The sequence below is a fragment of the Sphingobium sp. B12D2B genome, from assembly GCF_025961775.1.
Taxonomy (GTDB): Bacteria; Pseudomonadota; Alphaproteobacteria; order Sphingomonadales; family Sphingomonadaceae; genus Sphingobium.
In genome coordinates this window covers 1,890,797-1,910,278 of sequence record NZ_JAOQOH010000001.1, presented here as the reverse complement: position 1 = coordinate 1,910,278, position 19,482 = coordinate 1,890,797, and the positions used below count along the sequence as shown (strand labels likewise).

General features: G+C 62.4%; 13 protein-coding genes. 11 read left to right on the top strand and 2 right to left on the bottom strand.

The annotated features are described in order from the left end of the window. Window positions 1–30 precede the first annotated feature (30 nt). From M2335_RS09065 to hflX, 4 genes are all read left to right on the top strand, one after another. A complete protein-coding gene (locus M2335_RS09065) occupies window positions 31–2,283 on the top strand; it encodes an ATP-binding protein (RefSeq protein WP_264594463.1) in 2,253 nt (750 codons plus the stop codon). A 12-nt stretch (window positions 2,284–2,295) separates the two neighbouring features. Beyond that, window positions 2,296–3,666 (top strand): sigma-54-dependent transcriptional regulator, encoded by a 1,371-nt coding sequence (locus M2335_RS09060; RefSeq protein ID WP_264585063.1) that lies wholly within the window; start codon window positions 2,296–2,298, stop codon window positions 3,664–3,666. 150 nt (window positions 3,667–3,816) lie between these two features. Continuing rightward, window positions 3,817–4,305, top strand: coding sequence for an RNA chaperone Hfq (gene hfq / locus M2335_RS09055; RefSeq protein ID WP_264570320.1), 489 nt, complete (start codon window positions 3,817–3,819; stop codon window positions 4,303–4,305). Between the two features lie 44 nt (window positions 4,306–4,349). Further along, window positions 4,350–5,678, top strand: coding sequence for a GTPase HflX (hflX, locus tag M2335_RS09050; protein ID WP_264594462.1), 1,329 nt, complete (start codon window positions 4,350–4,352; stop codon window positions 5,676–5,678). Window positions 5,679–5,687: 9 nt separating this feature from the next. On the opposite strand, the gene mazG is transcribed toward hflX, so the two are convergent. Then, window positions 5,688–6,452, bottom strand: coding sequence for a nucleoside triphosphate pyrophosphohydrolase (gene mazG / locus M2335_RS09045; RefSeq protein WP_264594461.1), 765 nt, complete (start codon window positions 6,450–6,452; stop codon window positions 5,688–5,690). Window positions 6,453–6,675: 223 nt separating this feature from the next. Here mazG and M2335_RS09040 point away from each other — a divergent pair, with 223 nt between their 5' ends. The 5 genes from M2335_RS09040 (at window position 6,676) to M2335_RS09020 (ending at window position 13,597) form a co-directional block, all read left to right on the top strand. Further along, the gene (locus tag M2335_RS09040; protein WP_264572854.1) at window positions 6,676–7,161 is read left to right on the top strand and encodes an RNA polymerase sigma factor; all 486 of its coding nucleotides are present in this window, start codon (window positions 6,676–6,678) and stop codon (window positions 7,159–7,161) included. Continuing rightward, window positions 7,158–8,201: a FecR family protein gene (locus tag M2335_RS09035; protein WP_264594460.1), complete on the top strand. Its 1,044-nt coding sequence runs from the start codon at window positions 7,158–7,160 to the stop codon at window positions 8,199–8,201. Before M2335_RS09040 ends, M2335_RS09035 begins: the two co-directional genes overlap by 4 nt. Window positions 8,202–8,257: 56 nt before the next feature. Further along, a complete protein-coding gene (locus M2335_RS09030; protein WP_264594459.1) occupies window positions 8,258–11,383 on the top strand; it encodes a TonB-dependent receptor domain-containing protein in 3,126 nt (1,041 codons plus the stop codon). A gap of 14 nt (window positions 11,384–11,397) precedes the next feature. Then, window positions 11,398–12,477, top strand: a complete 1,080-nt coding sequence (locus tag M2335_RS09025; protein ID WP_264594458.1) for an amidohydrolase family protein — start codon at window positions 11,398–11,400, stop codon at window positions 12,475–12,477. Between the two features lie 205 nt (window positions 12,478–12,682). Beyond that, window positions 12,683–13,597: a cation diffusion facilitator family transporter gene (locus M2335_RS09020; protein ID WP_264594457.1), complete on the top strand. Its 915-nt coding sequence runs from the start codon at window positions 12,683–12,685 to the stop codon at window positions 13,595–13,597. 21 nt (window positions 13,598–13,618) lie between these two features. Here the strand turns inward: M2335_RS09020 and M2335_RS09015 are convergent, their stop codons facing one another. Beyond that, a complete protein-coding gene (locus M2335_RS09015; protein WP_264587240.1) occupies window positions 13,619–14,506 on the bottom strand; it encodes a LysR family transcriptional regulator in 888 nt (295 codons plus the stop codon). Window positions 14,507–14,644: 138 nt separating this feature from the next. Between M2335_RS09015 and M2335_RS09010 the strand changes: the two genes are divergently transcribed. Together M2335_RS09010 and M2335_RS09005 are read left to right on the top strand one after the other, a co-directional pair. Next, on the top strand, window positions 14,645–17,005 hold the full coding sequence (locus M2335_RS09010; protein WP_264594456.1) for a TonB-dependent receptor: 2,361 nt from the start codon (window positions 14,645–14,647) through the stop codon (window positions 17,003–17,005). Window positions 17,006–17,189: 184 nt separating this feature from the next. Further along, the gene (locus M2335_RS09005) at window positions 17,190–19,475 is read left to right on the top strand and encodes an arylsulfatase (protein WP_264594455.1); all 2,286 of its coding nucleotides are present in this window, start codon (window positions 17,190–17,192) and stop codon (window positions 19,473–19,475) included. Window positions 19,476–19,482 lie beyond the last annotated feature (7 nt).

Sequence of the window (19,482 nt, the reverse complement as noted above, 5' to 3'; positions counted from 1 at the left end):
CCGCCACGCTGATGTTGTATCGGTGCCACGATGGATCAAAGATCGACCGTGCTGGACAATGTAAGCGATCCGTCGCGGCCGTTGCGCATCTGGCAGCGGCTCAGTCGTCTGGCTGTTCCGCTCACAGCGGGGGTCTTTGTCGCCACGGCGGGGTTCACCTGGTGGTTGCTCACGCGTCCGCAGGATGATGATACATTGCTCAGCGCCGCCGTGGTGGCGCTGCTGCTGGTCCTCAATCTTCTCCCCGCTATTCTGCTGCTCGTTCTGCTTGGGCAAAGGATCGCCCGTCGGCGCGCCAATCGCAGTCTCGTGGGCGGCAACGGGCGTCTGCACGTCCGCCTCGTCGCCCTGTTCTCGGTGATCGCGAGCCTTCCGCTCCTGCTGGTGGTGATCTTTGCCTCGCTGCTCTTCCAATATGGTGTGCAGTTCTGGTTCTCGGCCGACGCGCGCGGCATGCTCCAGAACGCCTCTGATCTCGCGCGCGGCTATTATCAGTCCAACCTCAAGGAGTTGAGCGACGAGACCGTGACGATGGCGGGAGACCTGCGCAATTATCTCTCCCAATCAAGCATTTCCAGCCCGTCCTTCGCGGAGGGTTATATCTATCAGGTGGTCACGCGGAAACTGAACCGCTCAGCGATCATCGAGATCGGCAAGGACGGCGTCGCGCGGACGGCAGCGACGGTCGATCCGGAACGGCAGACGGCCACGGATATGCTGACGCCGGAGATCATCCGCGATCTGCGCAATGGCCAGCCCGTCGTGGTGCAGGCCAAGCCCAACCAGATCGAAGCCTTTGTGCTGCTCTATCCAGAGTCCAACACCTTCCTCTACGCCACCCGCGATTCGGCCGTTTCCGCTTTCAGCGAGATGGAGCGCGCACAGGCCGTGCTCGCCGATTATGATGAGTTTGCCGCGCGGTCCCGGCAGTTGCAGCTGCGCTTCAACATCGCGTTGTTCATCGGCACCTTGATGCTGGTGGGCACAGCAGTTTGGATTGCGCTGGCCGTGGCGGATCGACTCGTTAGACCGGTGGGAGAGCTGGTGGATGCTGCCCGGCGCGTGACGGCAGGCGATCTCTCCGCGCGGGTCACCGATTCCCACTCCCGCGATGAGCTGGGCACGCTGGCAAGCGCATTCAACCGGATGACCCAGCGGTTGGAGGCGCAGACCGGCGCGCTCGTTTCGGCCAATAATCAGCTCGCCGATCGGCGGGCGCTGATCGAGGCCGTGCTATCCGGTGTCAGCGCGGGCGTGGTGTCTGTCGACCGCGATGGCACCATCCAGATCCTGAACAGCTCGGCAGCGGGTCTGCTCGTGCGCCCCGGCGAACAGGCGGTCGGCCAAAGGCTTGCTGATGTGTCCGAAGAGCTAGCAGCGCTGATGGAGGCTGGCACCGGCGCCGACATTATCCAAATCCGCGCCCGGGGCGAAGTGCGGACCCTCGCGGTTCGGGTGGTCGTCGAGGACGGCAATCAGGTACTGACCTTCGATGATATCACCGAGCAACTGCTCGACCAGCGCCGCGCCGCCTGGTCGGATGTCGCCCGCCGCATCGCCCACGAAATCAAGAATCCGCTGACCCCGATCCAGCTCGCCGCCGAGCGGCTACAGCGGCGCTATGGCAAGGAGATCGAGTCCGACCCCAGCACCTTCCGCCGCCTGACCGAGACGATCGTGCGGCAGGTCGGCGATCTGCGCCGTATTGTCGATGAGTTTACCTCCTTCGCACGCATGCCCAAGCCCGTCTTCCGCGAGGAAGCGGTGATCGACATCGCTCGCCATGCGATGTTCCTGCATGAGGTCGCGCACCCCGAGATTACTTTCACCTTCGCTAGCGAGGAAGCCGATCCGGCCTTGGTCTGCGACCGCCGGCAGATCGGCCAGGCGCTGACCAATATCGTCAAGAACGCGGTCGAGGCCATCGAGCAGCGGCATCTTGCCGACACGCCGAAGGGGGAAGGCGATCAACCGCCCGCCAATGCCCCGCATGGCCATGTGACGATGCTCGTGCTGCGTGAGGAAGGGCAGCTCGCCATCTCCGTGACCGACGACGGCATCGGCCTGCCCGAGCAGCGCGAGCGGATCATCGAACCCTATATGACGACGCGCGCCAAGGGCACCGGCCTCGGGCTCGCGATCGTGAAGAAGATCGTCGAGGAGCATTTCGGCTCCATCACCTTCGGCGATGCCGAAAGCGGAGGCACGGTCGTGACTCTCCGCTTCGACGTGGAACGGCTGTCGCGCCTCGCAGAGGGCGACGAGAGGGCCGAGACAATATGAAAGAGACGTTGAATGGCGCTTGATGTTCTGATCGTCGATGACGAAGCCGATATCCGGGAACTGGTCGCGGGTGTCCTCGAGGATGAGGGGTTCGAGACGCGCCTAGCCGCCAATAGTGACGAGACGTTGGAAGCGCTTGCCGCGCGGCGCCCATCGCTGGTGTTGCTGGACGTGTGGCTGCAGGGGTCAAAGCTGGATGGCCTCGAACTGCTCGACATCATCAAGGAGCGAGACCCCAGCATTCCGGTGCTGATGATCTCGGGCCATGGCAATATCGATACGGCCGTCGCGGCGATCCGGCGCGGGGCGGTCGATTTCATCGAGAAGCCGTTTGAATCCGACCAGCTTCTTCACATCGTCAACCGGGCGACGGAAACCGAGCGCCTGCGCCGGGAAAATCAGGTGCTGCGCGCGCGCTTCGGACAGGAAGAGGAACTGACCGGCACCAGCAATGCGATCAACACGGTGCGTGCCACGATCAAGAAGGTCGCCGGCACCGGCAGCCGGGTGCTGATTACCGGACCGGCCGGCGTCGGCAAGGAAGTGGCGGCGCGGATGCTCCACAATTGGTCGACCCGGGCGAGCGGTCCGTTCGTGATCGTCACGGCGGCGCGGATCGAGCCGGAGCGCGCCGAAGAAGCGCTGTTCGGCGTTGAGGGTTCGGACGGGGTGATCCGGCCCGGCCTGCTGGAGCAGGCCCATGGCGGCACATTGTTCCTCGACGAAATCGCGGACATGCCCCTCACCACGCAGGGCAAGATCCTGCGGGTGCTGACCGACCAAAGCTTTACGCGCATCGGCGGCCAGCGGCAGGTGAAGGTCGACATCCGGGTCATCTCATCCACGGCCCGTGATCTCAAGGAAGAGATTGCCGAGCGGCGGTTCCGGGAAGATCTCTATTACCGGCTCAACGTCGTGCCGCTCACCCTGCCACCGCTGGCAGAACGGCGGGACGACATTCCTGGGCTGGTCGAGCATTATCTGGCGCGCTTTGCCGCCGAGCGCGGCATGGCCTCGCCGAACATGGCGCCCAATGCGATGGCCGCCCTGCAATCGGCTGATTGGCCGGGCAATGTCCGCCAGCTCCGCAATGTCGTGGAGCGCACCGTCATTCTGGCGCCGATGAATTCGGGCGGCGTCATCGAGCTGGAGATGCTGCCGGCGGAGGCCACTGGCGGCGGCGACGACAGCGGCATGTCCACCGCGATCATGGGGGCGCCGCTGCGGGAAGCGCGCGAGAATTTCGAGCGGGAGTATCTGCGCATCCAAATCAAGCGCTTTTCCGGCAACATTTCGCGGACCGCTGCGTTTATTGGCATGGAGCGGTCGGCCTTGCACCGCAAGCTGAAGTCGCTTGGCTTGGGAGATGAACGCGATAGTTGAGCACTCAGAACCTTTGTGCAGCGCAACAAACCGGGGCTGGATTTCTCCCTGGGAATCACATAGCGTGCACCAGTCACCCCACTCATGGGGCATATCGACGCTTTGACAGAGCGCGACGCGGACAGCGAGCCGCCAATAATGGAGTAGAAAATGGCCGAAAAACTCAATAACTTACAGGACATATTTCTCAACAGCCTTCGCAAGAGCAAGACCCCGGTGACCATGTTTCTGGTCAAGGGCGTCAAGCTTCAGGGCATCGTCACCTGGTTTGATAATTTCTCGGTCCTGCTTCGGCGCGACGGTCAAACCCAACTGGTCTACAAGCACGCCATTTCCACGGTCATGCCAGCGCATCCGATGGATCTCGCCAAGATTGAATCCGCTTTCTCATCAAATGAGCGCAAGCCGAAGCTTCTGCAGGAAATTTTCCTGTCGGCGGTCCATAAGTCCGGTGACCCGGTGACCATGTTCCTGGTCAACGGCGTGATGCTTCAGGGTGAGATCGCGGCTTATGACCTGTTCTGCATGTTGCTCCAGCGCGATGGCCTCGTGCAGCTCGTCTACAAGCATGCCATCTCGACCGTTCAGCCCACCCATCCGCTCGATCTCTCGGGCGAAAATGATGAAGATGAGGACTGAACAGATGGGGATGACCCATTAGTTTTCATCTCGATCAGGAAGAAGTGACGCGTGGAACGCGGGCCATCGTGGTCCACGCCGATCTCGGGCGACGCCAGCGGCGGGATGTGTCGGCCCGGCTGGAAGAAGCCAAAGGCCTCGCGCTCGCCATCGGACTGGACGTGTGCGGGACCGCGGCGTTCCGCGTGCGACAGTCCCGCCCTGCCACGCTGTTCGGCTCCGGGCAGGTGGAAGAAATCGCCGCACTGGCCGCGCGCGAGCAGGCCGAGCTCATCGTCGTCGATAATAATCTGACGCCGGTCCAGCAGAGCAATCTAGAGAAGAATTGCGCCGCCAAGGTCATCGACCGCACCGGCCTTATCCTCGAGATTTTCGGCGAGCGCGCCGCCACGGCCGAGGGACGGTTGCAGGTCGAGCTGGCGCATCTCGATTATCAGGCCGGCCGGCTGGTGCGCAGCTGGACGCACCTTGAACGGCAGCGGGGCGGCTTTGGCTTTCTTGGCGGCCCCGGCGAAACGCAGATCGAGGCCGACCGGCGGATGATCCGCGATCGCATGGCCCGCATCCGGCGCGAGCTTGAGCAGGTCACGCGAACCCGTGGGCTCCATCGTGCCCGGCGCCAGCGCGCGCCTTGGCCGGTGATCGCGCTCGCCGGCTATACCAATGCGGGCAAATCGACCTTGTTCAATCGCCTGACCGGATCGGCGGTGGTCGCGCAGGACATGCTTTTCGCCACGCTCGACCCCACGATGCGGCAGATTAGCCTGCCGGGCATCGACAAGGCTATTCTGTCGGATACGGTGGGCTTCGTGTCGGATCTGCCGCACCAGCTCGTCGCAGCGTTCCGCGCAACGCTGGAAGAGGTGCTGTCCGCCGATCTCATCCTCCATGTGCGTGATATCGCGCATCCCGACAGCGACGCGCAGAAAGCCGATGTGCTGGACGTGCTGGCCGATCTGGGCGCGGTCGCCGGTGAGGACGACGATGCGCCCGTGGATAGCGCCGTGCCGGTGCTGGAAGTCTGGAACAAGGTCGATCTGATCGACGATCCCGACCATCAGGCCGCGATCCGCAACCGGGCTGAGCATGAGCCCGATGTCGCCCTTGTTTCCGCGCTGACGGGCGAGGGGATCGAGGCGCTACGCCGACGCCTTTCCGATATCCTCGGCAAGAGTCACCGGCGCTACGAGTTCGATCTGAGCGGACGTGAAGGCGCGGCGCTTGCCTGGCTTCATGCCCATGGCGAAGTGCTGTCGGAAGCGGCGGAGGCCGACGGGGCCGAGGTCACCATCCACGTTTCTGTGCGAATGGAGCCGGCCGATTATGATCGCTTCGTGCGCGTGCATGGCGACCAGGCCGGGCTGATCGCCTGAGGGTCGCTTTCAACGCTCGGCGCGCTTGATCTTCTGCCAGAGCGCTTCCTTTTCATCCAGAGACAAGCCGGGAAATGCCTTGCCCGCATCGGCTTCCATGGCGCGGAACCGCCGCTCGAACTTCCCGCTCGCCCGGCGGAGCGCCGTCTCGGGATCGACATGATGATGCCGCGCGAGATTGACGGCGGCGAACAACAGGTCGCCGATCTCGTCATCTAACTCTGCCTGATCGGTGGCCTGTTCGACCTCCTCCAGCTCTTCCAGCACCTTGGCGCGCACATCTGCGATGTCATCCCAATCGAACCCGACGCGCGCGGCACGGTTCTGGATTTTCTCCGCCCGCGAGAGCGCGGGCAGGGAGAGGGCAACCCCTGACAAGGCCGAGCGGTCCTCCGAGGGCTTGCCGGCGCGCTCTGCAGCCTTGATCTCATCCCAACCGGGCGAGACCGACCCTGGCGCCGCAAAAACATGCGGATGGCGCCGCAACATCTTCTCGCAAATCGCGGAGATGACATCGGAAAGATCGAAGGCCTTTTGCTCCGAAGCCATCTGGCTGTGAAACACGACCTGAAACAGCAGATCGCCCAGCTCATCCTTGAGCGCCGCCATATCGCCGGACTCGATGGCGTCGGCGACCTCATAGGCCTCCTCGATCGTGTAAGGCGCGATGGTGGCGAAGGTCTGGGCGACATCCCACGGACAGCCATCATCCGGATTGCGAAGCCGAGCCATGATGTCCTGAAGCGGTGCGATGTCTGCGGGTGTCTTGCTCAATGAAGGTTCCGTCACGATAGGATAGCTCGCCAGACGGTAGACAGGTCGATGTCCAAACTCCAGCGTCGACCGGAAAGAGCCCCCATCGGGCAGGGAGCCACCTTAAAAGTGGACCCGATTTTTCTTTTTTTATGAATGCGCTGAGGAATTCCGGGTAACGACGCTCATAGAAAACAGAACAAATGGACCTCTCACGGAGATGGCATAGGTGCAGGATAAATCCGTGCCCGTTTTGGATGACGAACGCGTGTCGCTGCACCGGCGCGCTTTGCATCGCTATTTCAGCAAACGGGTGCCCATCGGCGAGGTTGAGGATCTCGTGCAGGAAGTGCTGGCCAATCTGCACAGCCGCCAGAAAAGCGCGGAAATCGAGAATGTGCAGGGCTATCTCTTCACCATCGCCTCCCATGTGCTGGCGCGGCGGCACCACAAAAATGCCCAGTTGCGCTATGCCGACGAAGAGGTGCCGGATCAGATCGATCCCTTCTCGCCAGAACGCATCCTGATCGGGCAGCAAAGCCTCACCGCCGCTCTGGAGGTGATCCGCACACTGCCTCCGCGCACCCAGCAGGTGTTCGTCCTTCATCGCTTCGAGGAGATGACCTACGCCCGGATCGCAGCGCATCTGGGCATCTCGGCGAGCGCGGTCGAAAAGCACATCATGCAGGCTTTGAAAGCATTGCACGACAATGCCAGGGGGACGGAATGAAGTTTCTGCCTCGCCTCGTGCGACCCGCCGACCGGCCGACGCCGGTGGATGCCCCCGGATGGGTCGCCCGTGTGCGCTCAGGGACATTGCCTCCGCAAGAGGTTCGCCAGTTCGAGCGCTGGCTGGCCGAACGCGACGAGAACCGACGCGACTATGACGCGCTGGTCGCCCAGTTTCTGGAACTCGACCGCCTCCGCTCCCATCCGGAAATTATGGCCTTGCGCGAAGAGGCGCGCCAGGCGCCTCGGGGCAAACGCCGGCTCGCCATCGCGGCGGCTCTCGGCTTGCTGCTCACCGGCGCCGTGGCGGCCGTCGTTGCGCTCGATCTGCTGCCCACCAGCAGCGAACAGCGAGCGTCCGTCGTCACAGCCTATTACGAAACGCCGGAGGGCAAGACGTCGGCGATCGTCCTGCCCGATGGCAGCAAGGTCTTCCTCGATGCGAGCAGCGCGCTCAAGGCGAGCATGGGCGAGACGACCCGGCGCATCGAGTTGCTGAGCGGCCGCGCCAACTTTGCGGTGGCGAAAGATCGCGAGCGGCCCTTCGTCGTGATGGCCGGTGGTCAGCGGATCAAGGCGCTCGGCACCCAGTTCGACGTCAATCTCGTCGAGCGGACCGTCGAGCTGACGCTCATGGAGGGCCATGTCGTCGTGCAGGGCCTCAAGACAAAGTCGGACACGGCGTCGACCGTCTTCATGCGCCCCGGCTACCGCCTCGTCGCAGGGGACGGCAATTGGACACTCGCCCCGGTCGATCTGCGCAATGTTTCGCGCTGGCGGGAGGGTGTCCTGATTTTCGACGAAGCCCGGCTCGGCGACATCGTGGCCGAGATGAATCGCTATCTCCCGGCCAAGATCCTCATTGGCACGCCCGCCATTGCCGAGCGGCGGATGAGTGCCGTGCTCCGCGCCGGCGACGTCTCCACATTTCTTTCGGCCATCGATGCCATGGGCGTGGCCCGGTGGGCGCGGGTTTCCGACGGGGAGTATCGGTTGCTGGATATCGCCCGTGAAAGAAATCTGAATGCACGACTGAGGTAAATCGCGCGAACCGCCTCATCAGGTAGAGAAGTCTAAAAACAGGTGAGGGGATTTTCATGTTCATGTCTGGTTTCAACACGCGCGGCGCCTTGATGCTCGGCGCGGCGGCGACCGCGCTGGTCGCTTCGGCGGCGCAGGCCAAGCCGGTCGATTTCGATATTCCATCGCAGCCTCTGCCATCAGCCCTGCGGACGTTCGGGCTGCAAAGCGGCACGTCGATCGTCTTCTCCGCCTCGTCCACGGGCTATGGCCCTTCGGTGCCGATCAAGGGGCAGTATGAGCCCAAGGAAGCGCTGGCCCGGCTGCTAGGAAGCGCGCCGCTGCAGCCGCTGGAGCGCGGCAGCGGCTTCACCGTCGTGCGCATGGAACCTCAGCCTGCCGCCGCCATGGCTGCACCAGCGCCCGCCGCGCCTGCGCCGCAAGCTATGGCTCAGGCAGAGCCGGCGCCGGAGGCCGAAGAGGGCGATGCGATTGTCGTCACCGGCTCGCGTATCGCCCGTTCCGGCTTTACCGCGCCGACGCCTGTCACGCAGCTCGGCAGCGAGCGCCTGGCGAATACCTCGGCGGCCAGCGTCGGTGAGGCGCTTGCCCAGCTTCCGGCCTTTCGCGCCACGACCTCGCCAACAACCTCCGGCGTGACCATCGGCGCCGGTGGTGCCCGCACGGTCGATCTTCGCGGTTTGGGCGCGCAGCGCTCGCTGGTTCTGGTCGACGGGCGCAGGTTCGTGCCCAGCACGATTGCCGGCGCTGTCGACACCAATCTCATTCCCGGCATCCTCATCAATCGCGTCGAGCTCGTGACGGGCGGTGCCTCGGCGGCCTATGGCTCGGATGCCGTCGCCGGCGTCGTGAACTTCATCCTCGACAAGAAGCTGCAGGGCTTCCGGGTCAATGTGCAGGCTGGCATCTCCGAGCGAGGCGAGGATAGCGATCAACTGATCGCCGCCGCAGCGGGCACCAGCTTTGCCGGTGGACGCGGCCACATCATCATCGGCGGCGAGTATAACAATAATCGCGGCATGGGCGGCTGCTACAGCTATGATCTGTGTGCGCAGGAATGGCAGGTTCTGACCAACACCGCCTACCGCACCAACGGCCAGGCGGCGCGGATCATCAGCCCGAACGTGCGCACGGCGACACAGACCTACGCCGGCAAGATCAACGCCCCGACCGCGCTCGCGACGATCCAGTTCGACGATGCAGGCAACCCGGTTCCGTTCGTGCGGGGCCAATATGCGACGCTGTTCATGCAGGGCGGGAGCGGGCAGGGGCAAAACGCCTTCCGGTCCGCCGGCGTGCTCAAAGTGCCTGTGGAGCGCTATGCCCTCTACGGACGCACCGAATATGAGCTGGGCGCGGTGACGCCCTTCATCGATGTGTCCTACGGCCGGGTGCGAGTCATCACGCCGGGCGCGCAGACCCGCGACACCAATCTGACCATCAATCGCGACAACCCCTATCTGCCGCGGTCGATCGTCAATCAGATGACAACGCTTGGCGCGCAGACGCTCACTTTCGGGCGCGTCGGGCAGGACCTTGGCGTGGCCGTCGGCGACAATGTCACCAAGACCTTCCGCATCGTCGGCGGTTTCGATGCCGATCTGGGCAATGGCTGGAAGGCGGATGCCTATTATCAATTCGGCCAGACCGACGCGAGCCAGATCGTCGAGAACAACCGCATCACCGCCAACTTCACGCGGGCGCTGGATGCCGTGGACGAAGGCCGGTTCCGCACCGGGGTGGACAATGGCAATATCGTGTGCCGTGCGACCCTCAGCCCCAATGCTGCGGTCCGGGCGGCCGCGACGGGCTGTCAGCCCCTCAACCTGTTCGGCCAGTATCGCTTCTCGGAGGCGGCGCGCGCCTACAGCTTCGGCACCTCCGAACAGCGCACGCGCTTTCAGCAGCATGTGGTCGCCGCCAACCTGCGGGGCGATCTGTTCGACTTCGGCTCCGGCCCCGTCTCCATCGCGGTGGGCGGCGAGTATCGCAGCGAGCGTGTGAGCGGCACGGCAGACCCGATCTCGCTGACCAACGGCTTCTACATCGCCAATGCCTCGTCCTTCGGGCCGGAAACGATCAACATCGTGGAAGGCTATGCGGAAACCGTCGTTCCGCTGCTCCGCGACATGTCCGGCATAGAACTGCTCGAGTTCAACGGCGCGATCCGCCGCACGAATTACAGCACCAGCGGTTCTGTGACGACGTGGAAGCTAGGCGGCATATATGAGCCGGTCGAGGGCGTGCGCTTTCGTGGCACGCGGTCGCGTGACATCCGGGCGCCCAACGCCGCCGAACTCTATACGCCGCTGGTCGCCTCCCAAGGCTCCATCTTCGACATATCCAACAGCAGTCAGGTGCTTGCCCGCGTGTTTCGCGGCGGCAACCAGGCACTGCGACCGGAAATTGCGGATACCACCACCGCCGGCGTCGTGCTTCAGCCGCGGATGATCCCGGGCCTGCGCTTCTCTGCGGATTATTACGACATCAAGATCCGCGACGCGATCGATCTCGTCGGCGCGCAGGTCATCACGGATCGCTGTAACGCGGGCGGGGCCAGCTATTGCGCGCTGATCACGCGCGACACCGGCCCCAGCGGCCTGATCACGGACGTGGTGGACCAGTATCTCAACGTCAACCAGATCAAGACGCGCGGAATCGACTTCGAGCTGGATTTCTCGAACCGCTTCGGGGCCGACAATCGCATCGCCATCAACCTGCTGGCGACCCGCGTGTTCGATCTGATCCAGGTGGATGCCACCGGCTCTTTGGACCGCGCCGGGCAGACCGGCCGTCAGGTCGGCGGCCCGATCGGCGTGCCGAAATACACGCTGGATGGGACCTTCACCTTCGAGAAGGGACCGTTCGGTGCCACGGTGCAGGGGCACTACATTCCCAAGGGCAGCTACGACGCGAGCCTGATCGGTCCGGACGATCCCAATTACAGCAACACCCTGGCCAACAGCATCGACAATAATGTCGTGGACGACATGCTGACCTTCAATCTCTCGCTGCGCTACACCATCGGTGGGGCAGGGGATTCCACGATGCAGATCTATGCCGCGATCAATAATCTGTTCGATACGGACCCGCCCATCGCGCCGGGCAACTCGGTGACCAACCCTGTTTTCTTTGACCAGACCGGCCGCAGCTACCGCGCCGGCGTGCGTCTGAAATTTTAAGAGGAGAGAAAGAGATGACCCTGGAACGCAGAGATATTCTGACCGGCGCGGCGGGCCTCGGCCTTGCTGCTATGGCCGGCAGTGCCGGCGCGCAGCGACGCGGCGGCGCGAAAGTGCCTGTCATCGACGTTCACACCCACAATTTCACCCCGCGCTGGGTGGAAATGCTGCGCAAGCACCCGGATGCGGACACGAGCCTCCTCCCGACCAAGCCGGACGAAACGATCTCCTATCGTGGCGCGCCGATTGTGCGATTGGCGCCGGATATGACCGATCTCGACATGCGCATCGCCGCCATGGACAAGGCCGGGGTCGATATCGCGATCATCAGCCTCACGGCGCCGAACGTGTTCTGGAGCACGCGCGAGGTTGCGATCCAGACCGCGCGCGAGGTGAATGACGACTTCGCGGCGGCGGAGAAGAAATATCCCGGCCGCATCAAATGGATGGCATCGCTGCCCTGGCAATATCCCGATGCCGCCATCGAGGAACTCGCCCGCGTGCGCGGCATGGGCGCCGCTGGCCTCTGCCTGCTCACCAACATGGTCGGCATGCTGCCGGACAATGAGCATTTCCATCCGGTCTGGAAGGCGGTGGAGGAATCCGGCCTGCCGGCGTTCATCCACCCGACGGTGCCGATGGTCGACATCAAGAAGTGGGGCGTGGAATCTTTCGGCCTCGCCAACACCATCGGCTTCACCAGCGACACGACGCTGGTGTATGCGCGCTTCATCCTCACCGGCTTCATGGACAAGTTCGAAGGGCTGAAGCTGATTGCCTGCCACGGCGGCGGCACGCTGCCCTACCTCATCGCACGGATGGACAAGATGTGGGAGAACACTACCAGCCGCCGGCTCGTCAACAAGCCGCCAAGCGCCTATTTCCGCAAGTTCTGGTATGACGCGATCGTCTATGACCAGCCCACGCTCGAATTTCTTGTGAAGCAAGTGGGCGAGGACCGGGTGCTCTACGGCTCGGACTATCCCTTCTCCATCCAGGACATGGTCGGCGTGAAGGCAAGGGTCAGCGCGCTGCCGCCGGTGCAGCGGGACAAGATCCTGGGCACCAACGCGCAGCAGCTTTTCAAGATCTGAGCCACAGCGGCGAAAGCAAAAACAGGGCAGGCCGCACCACTGGGTTGGTGCGGCCTGTTTCTTTTGGCTGAGGCGGGCCGGCCTGGCGGCCTCATATCGGCAACCTTGCTGAGCTTGTTCGTTCTGCTGACATTATACGCGCGCTAAGGCGCACGGATGGCGTAGGCAGCGAATGCCCACAAGCTGGCGATGGAAGGAGTCCGACATGGCGCATGATCATCACGGTGGTGGGCACGCCCATGATCATACCGCCGGAGCCAGCGCCCGGATGCTGGTCCTGGCTCTCATCCTCACCTCGATCTATCTCGTCGCGGAGGTGGTGGGCGCGTTCGTCTTCAACAGCCTCGCCCTGCTTTCCGACGCAGCGCACATGTTGACGGACGTGGCAGCTCTGGGGATCGCGCTGCTAGCCATCCGCATCGGCCGCAGGCCCGCCGATGACAAGCGGACGTTCGGCTATCGAAGGTTCGAAATTCTGGCAGCCGCTTTCAACGCGGTTCTGCTCTTCATGATCGCGATCTACGTCTTCGCCGAAGCGATCTCGCGCTTCAACGCGCCGCAGGAGACGCAATCCCTGGGCATGATGATCGTGGCGGCGATCGGGCTGGTGGTTAACCTCGTCTCGATGCGGCTGCTCTCGGCCGGCAAGGACAAGAGCCTCAACGTGAAAGGGGCTTATCTGGAGGTATGGGCCGACATGATCGGCTCGATCGGGGTGATCGCGGGTGCCATTGCCATTCGCCTCACCGGGGCGACATGGATTGACCCCGCCGTGGCGATCGCGATCGGCCTGTGGGTCTTGCCGCGGACCTGGGTCCTCCTGCGCGATACAACCAACATCCTACTGGAAGGCACGCCCCAGGGGCTCGATCTGGGCGAGGTCCGCCGCGTTATCGCTGATGTGCCCGGTGTCGCCGGTGTCCATGATCTCCATGTCTGGTCGATGTCGAACGATGACATCAGCTGTACCTGTCATGTCAACCTGAGCGGGGAGGGGCGGGCGGATGCCATCCGCATGGCGGTGACCAAAGCCATCGCATCGCGCTTCGCCATTCACCATGTGACGGTGCAGACCGAAGCGGCCGATCTCGCCTGTGCGGAAGAGCATCGGCACGGATGAGAAGGCGAAGCCCCGACCGACTTAGAACATCTCCTGATCAAAGACTTTCCTGATCGAGCTCAAAACTCTCTTTTGAATATCATCTGAGCTTTTCTTGCTGCAGACGAACGTAATCCAGAAGGTCGTTTCGTCATGAGATAATTTCACGATGTCACCACTCTCAACGGCAGAGCGGGCGTGATGATCGAGCAGGAACGTCTTGGCGCCCCTCTCAATGGCTTCCGCAATAATCTGATCTGAAAAAACCTGAGACTGGATTATGTTGTGATTAAATTCACGGGATTGAATTTCCTTGATGCAAATCTCGTTGACCCCATGATTGGAGCTCGGAGTCACATAAGGCAAATCGTCGATGTTTATTTTTCCATCTACGCACATTTTATAAACGTTCGTAGGAACATAGACCGAGGCCAGAGACTTTTTGAGATAATGAAAATTCACTTGATCATTCTGCTGCACATATAATCTCGCGATGCAGAATGCACTGTGATTTGTGGAAAGACGGCTCACGATCTCCGATGTTGATTCAAGGATCGTCAACCGCAATTTACTCGGATAAACGGCTTCATTTATAATTTTTATTTTAGGCTTCACGAATGTTTCGAAGAAATATGGCCTCGTTATAAACTCCAAATCCTCTTCGATACCTGCGTTCAATTTTGGCGATTGTATTTGCTTTTTAAGCTGAAGGGTTTCGTTCGCGAGTTTCAGCGTGCGCTGACCGCCGCTGGTTAGTTCCGGCGATTTTCCAGCCGCGCGGTCGAAGAGGGCGGTGCCGCACGCGCGTTCCAGAGCTTTTATCTGCTTGCTGACAGAGGCTTCACTGATGTCGAGCTTATCCGCAGCCCGGCGGAATCCGCCTGCTTCCACCACCGCCAGAAAAATCTCGAGTTGCCTCGTCGTCGCCATACCCACACCATACCGATAACCAATTGGTTATCACGGTGATAGCCCGCCGGTACATTGCTTCTCAAGCGCTTTCCTCCGAACTGACGATCAACCGGCCCGCGAGAGGGGACGGATCAATGTTTATAAGGGGGAGGAATCGTGTCCAAGATTCGCACTTTACTCGCACGTGCCAGCGTCGCGGCCGTCGCATTATCTGCCGTCACGCCTGTCATGGCACAGGGACAAGCCACAACCGACAATAGCGCGCAGGAGGCCGATGGGGGCGTCGGCGACATCGTGGTGACCGCCCAATTCCGCTCGCAGCGCCTTCAGGACACACCGATCGCCATTACCGCGATGGACAGCGCGATGATGGAGTCGCGCAGCTACAACACCGTCACCGACCTCACGAACAGCGCGCCCAACGTCGTCTTGAAGCCGACGACCTCGGCCTTCGGCCCTGGCGCGGCGATCTATGTGCGTGGTGTAGGACAGGCGGATACCAACTTCGCTTATGAGCCGGGCGTCGGCCTGTATGTCGACGATGTCTATCATGGCACGGTCTTCGGTTCTCAGCTGGACCTGCTCGATCTCGAGCGCGTGGAGATCCTGCGCGGGCCGCAAGGAACGCTGGCGGGCAAGAACTCCATCGGCGGCGCCGTCAAGCTCTTCACCAAGAAGCCCTCGGGCGAAGGCGGCTTCATCGAGGCCACGACGGGGAGCTTCGACCGCCTCGACTTGCGCGGTGCAGGCGATTTCGCGCTCGTGCCGGACCGGCTCTTCGTGCGTGTATCGGGCGCCACGCGTAGCAAGAAGGGCTATCTCGACCGACTGGATTTCGGCTGCGTCTACCCGACTAACGGAGTGTTCACGGCCTCTGCCGCGGTTGGCAAAGATTGCGTGATCGGACAGGAAGGCGGCACGAAGTACACCGCCGGGCGTGTCGCTATGCGCTGGATCGCCAGTGACGACATCGAGGTCAATGTGGCGGCCAGCCGTTTGGTGGACGATTCAGAGCCGAGCGCAACCAAGCTGCTCGCGATTACGGTGGCGCCGACGCTGACGCCCGGCATCACCAACCGCAACGTTTTCATCACCGGGCCGGAATCGTACACAAACTACGCCAATTACACGACGCCCGCATTCACCGATGCCGGCGGCAGCCACAATACGGTCGTGTGGCAGCCCAATACGCGTCTTCGCACCTGGGAAGTCTCTGGTTCGATCGACTGGAAGCTCGGCCCTGATCTGGCTCTGAAGTCGATCACCTCGTATCAAAGCATATCCGGCCGCTATGGCACGGATTTTGACACGACGCCCTATGGCATCAACACCAACAACATCACCAATACCCACCACCAGTTCACCCAGGAACTGCGCCTCAATGGCACGAGCATTTCGGGGCTGCTGGATTGGACGCTGGGCGGCTATTATTACAAGGCCACCAGCTATATCGAAGGCGGCAGCATCATTGCGCCGGGGGCTGCGACCTCTTCCGTCTTCTATTCGGATGACACCATTCCGGCACGCAGCGTTTCCGGATTTGCCCATGTCACGGCGCATCTCACGGATCGCCTCAACCTGACCGGCGGTATTCGCTACACCGACGACAAGAAGGACTACAACTTCCGCCGCTTCAACCCGTTCAACACGAGCCAGGTGAGCTATACCGCACAGCGCCTGATCGACGGTGCGGTGGGCAGTTACAGCGGGAAGCGCTGGGATTATCGCGCCAACATCGATTATCGCCTGACCGACGATCTGATGGTGTTCGCACAATATTCCACGGGCTTCCGCGGTGGTGGCGTCAATCCGCGGCCGTTCGTCATTCAGCAGGTGGTGCCGTTCAATCCCGAATCGCTGGAAGCCTATGAAATCGGCTTCAAGAGCGATCTGCTGAATCGCGCTGTTCGGTTGAATGCGTCTGCCTTCATCAACAATTACAAGGACATCATCTTCTCGAACACGGCGCCAACCGTTGTGAACGGGGTTGTCCTGACACCGCAGAACGCGACCCCCACCAATGCCGGCGACGCCCGGTTCAAGGGGTTCGAGGCAGAACTGACCGTTAATCCGCTCCGTGGTCTGTCGTTCGACGGCAGTGTCAGCTACCTCGATTTCCAGCTCACGAAGCTGGGCGCGGCGGGCGCCACGATTGCCGGCATCACGCTCAATTCGATCGCGCCTTTCGTGACCGAGTGGAAAGTCAGCGCCGGTGCGCAATATGAGATCCTCGTCGGGAACGCGGGCACGCTGACCCCGCGCCTCGATCTCGCCTATCAGTCGTCCTTCTACACCAATTCGGACAATAACCCGGCGTCCCTGGTGCCGGCCTATACGATGCTGAATGGTCGACTGACCTGGCAGTCCGCCGACGAGGATTGGAAGGTCTCGCTCGCCGTGACCAATCTCACCGACAAGTTCTACTACCAGAACAAGACACGCCTGCCGATCGGCCTCGTCATCGGGACGCCCGGCGCGCCGCGTGAATGGTCGCTCACCGTCAGGCGGGCGTTCTGATCCGTTCCTGCCGCCCGGACACGCGCCGGGCGGCAGGGCATGTGAGGTTTTCTCTGATGCAACTGATCGCAGGCGGAACATTCACAATGGGGTCCGACGATCACGATCAGGAAGAAGCGCCGGCCCGGAAAGTGAGAGTTCGCTGCGCGCGGGATGCGTGAGCCAGAATAAGAGGACTGCCCCAATGTCACCCCGCTCTGCCAAGCTCCGCCTCTCTCTCCTCGTCGCCTCATTGCCGGTCCTGACCATGCAACCGGTGCCGGCCGTCGCGGCCGATGAGCCGGCGCAAACATGGCAGGCCTATCCCAAGGAGCCGGTCGCTCCCAAGGACGCACCCAATGTGCTGCTAATCATGACCGACGATGTCGGCTTCGGCGCAGCCTCGACCTTTGGCGGACCTGTCCCCACGCCGGCCTTCGATGCCCTGGCGCAGAGCGGACTGCGCTACAATGCCTTCCACACGACGGCGATGTGTTCCCCGACCCGCGCCGCACTGCTGACCGGGCGCAATCATCATGCGGTGGGGAGCGGATCGATTGCCGATGTGTCGCTCGATGCGCCCGGTTATACGTCCGTCATTCCGAAGAGCGCGGCGACCATCGCCCAGGTGCTCAAGATGAACGGGTATGACACCAGCTTCGTGGGCAAAAATCACAATACGCCCGTATGGGAGAACACCCCGGTCGGGCCGTTTGACAACTGGCCCAACGGCATGGGCTTCGATTATTTCTACGGGTTCAACGCGCCCTATGCTGATCAGTTCAATCCCGCGTTGATCGAGAACCGCAACACCGTGCGGGCGCCAGAGGACCCCGATTATATTCTGGATCGGGATCTTGCCGACAAGTTGATCCACTGGATTGACGTGCAACATAACCTGCGGCCGGAGCATCCCTTCTTCGCCTATTTCGCCTCTGGCTCGACGCATGCGCCGCATCAGGCACCGCCCGAGTGGATCGCGCGCTTCAGGGGCCAGTTCGATCAGGGATGGGACGTGCTGCGCCAGCAGACCTTCGAGCGGCAGAAACGGCAGGGCATCATTCCGGCCAACGCCCAGATCTCTCCGCGCCCGGAGCAGATTCCGGCGTGGGATCAGGTCAGCCCCGAAGTTCAGCGCGCCTACGCGAAGCAGATGGAAGTGGCCGCAGCGCAGCTCGCTTTCTTCGATTTCCAGATCGGGCGCGTGCTCGATACGCTTCGGCAGAACGGCCAGCTCGACAATACCATGGTCGTCTACATTCAGGGCGATAACGGCGCGAGCGAGGAAGACCTGCGCGGCAGCGCGGACCTGCTCCGGGTGATCGCCGGCAATCCGACGACCGACCAAGACCTGATTGCCGCGATGGGCGACTATGGTGGCCCCAAATCCTTCGGCACTTATCCGGCCGGCTGGGCCTGGGCGACCAACGCGCCGTTCCAGTGGGGCAAGCGCGTCGCATCGCATCTGGGCGGCCTGCGCGATGGGATGGTGGTGAGCTGGCCGGCGGGCATCAAGAAGGGCGGGGCGATCCGCCAGCAATTCACCCACGTCATCGACGTCGCGCCGACCATTTTCGAGGCCGCAGGCGTCTCCGCGCCCGACGTCGTGAACGGCGTCCAGCAGCAGCCGATTGATGGGACGAGCTTTCTCTACACGTTCAGCGACGCGGCGGCGCCAGAGCGGCATCGCGAGCAATATTTCGAGATGCTGGGCAACCGGGCCTATTACAAGGATGGCTGGATGGCATCGACCCTGCCGGGCCGGGCCCCGTGGGATGGGGCAGCCAAGACGCAGCCGGCCGATTTCAAATGGGCGCTCTACAACCTTCGGAGCGACTGGTCCCAGACGGAGGATGTCTCCTCCCAACATCCCGCGAAACTGGAAGAGCTCAAAGCGGATTTCGACGCCGCCGCGCGTCGATACGCGGTTTACCCCCTGGACGCCGATCTTCACACGCGGATGGCGCCCCAGTTCCGGCCGTCCTTGCTCGGGCAGAGGACCAGCTTCACTTACTACCCCGGCGATACGCGGTATACGAACTACGCTTTCCCGACGATCGCGGCCGGCTGGACCGTGACCGCCGACGTATCGACTGCGGGCCCAAGCTCCAGTGGGCCGATCTACGTGCAGGGGGACCATTTTGGCGGCATGGCGCTGGTGCTGAACGCAGGGCGCCCCACCTTTATCGTGAATCCCGGCAGTGCCGGGACGCCGGTGGAGATTTCTCCGCGAGATGCGCTGCCAGCGGGCCGTTACAAGATTGCGGTAGATTTCGAACCCGCCCCCGCAGGCGGCACCACCGTACGCCTCAGGGTCGACGGCGCCGAGGTCGCGTCCACGGCGCTAAGCCAGGCCCTCCGCGGCCGTGGCGATGCCTATATCGGGCGCGCCGGTACGGCGCCGCTCTCCTACACCCCGTCCATAGCGCCAGTCGCAAGCCGCTGCACCTGCGACATCGCATCCGTCACGATCAGCAAGAACGCCCGGTAAACCAGGA

Bases quoted from the DNA above. Each gene is read 5' to 3' on its own strand.
- M2335_RS09035 (WP_264594460.1), top strand. From the start codon at position 7,158: ATGAAGTTTCTGCCTCGCCTCGTGCGACCCGCCGACCGGCCGACGCCG.
- M2335_RS09030 (WP_264594459.1), top strand. From the start codon at position 8,258: ATGTTCATGTCTGGTTTCAACACGCGCGGCGCCTTGATGCTCGGCGCG.
- M2335_RS09020 (WP_264594457.1), top strand. From the start codon at position 12,683: ATGGCGCATGATCATCACGGTGGTGGGCACGCCCATGATCATACCGCC.
- M2335_RS09005 (WP_264594455.1), top strand. From the start codon at position 17,190: ATGTCACCCCGCTCTGCCAAGCTCCGCCTCTCTCTCCTCGTCGCCTCA.
- M2335_RS09065 (WP_264594463.1), top strand. From the start codon at position 31: ATGGATCAAAGATCGACCGTGCTGGACAATGTAAGCGATCCGTCGCGG.
- M2335_RS09015 (WP_264587240.1), bottom strand. From the start codon at position 14,506: ATGGCGACGACGAGGCAACTCGAGATTTTTCTGGCGGTGGTGGAAGCA.
- M2335_RS09025 (WP_264594458.1), top strand. From the start codon at position 11,398: ATGACCCTGGAACGCAGAGATATTCTGACCGGCGCGGCGGGCCTCGGC.
- M2335_RS09060 (WP_264585063.1), top strand. From the start codon at position 2,296: ATGGCGCTTGATGTTCTGATCGTCGATGACGAAGCCGATATCCGGGAA.
- hfq (WP_264570320.1), top strand. From the start codon at position 3,817: ATGGCCGAAAAACTCAATAACTTACAGGACATATTTCTCAACAGCCTT.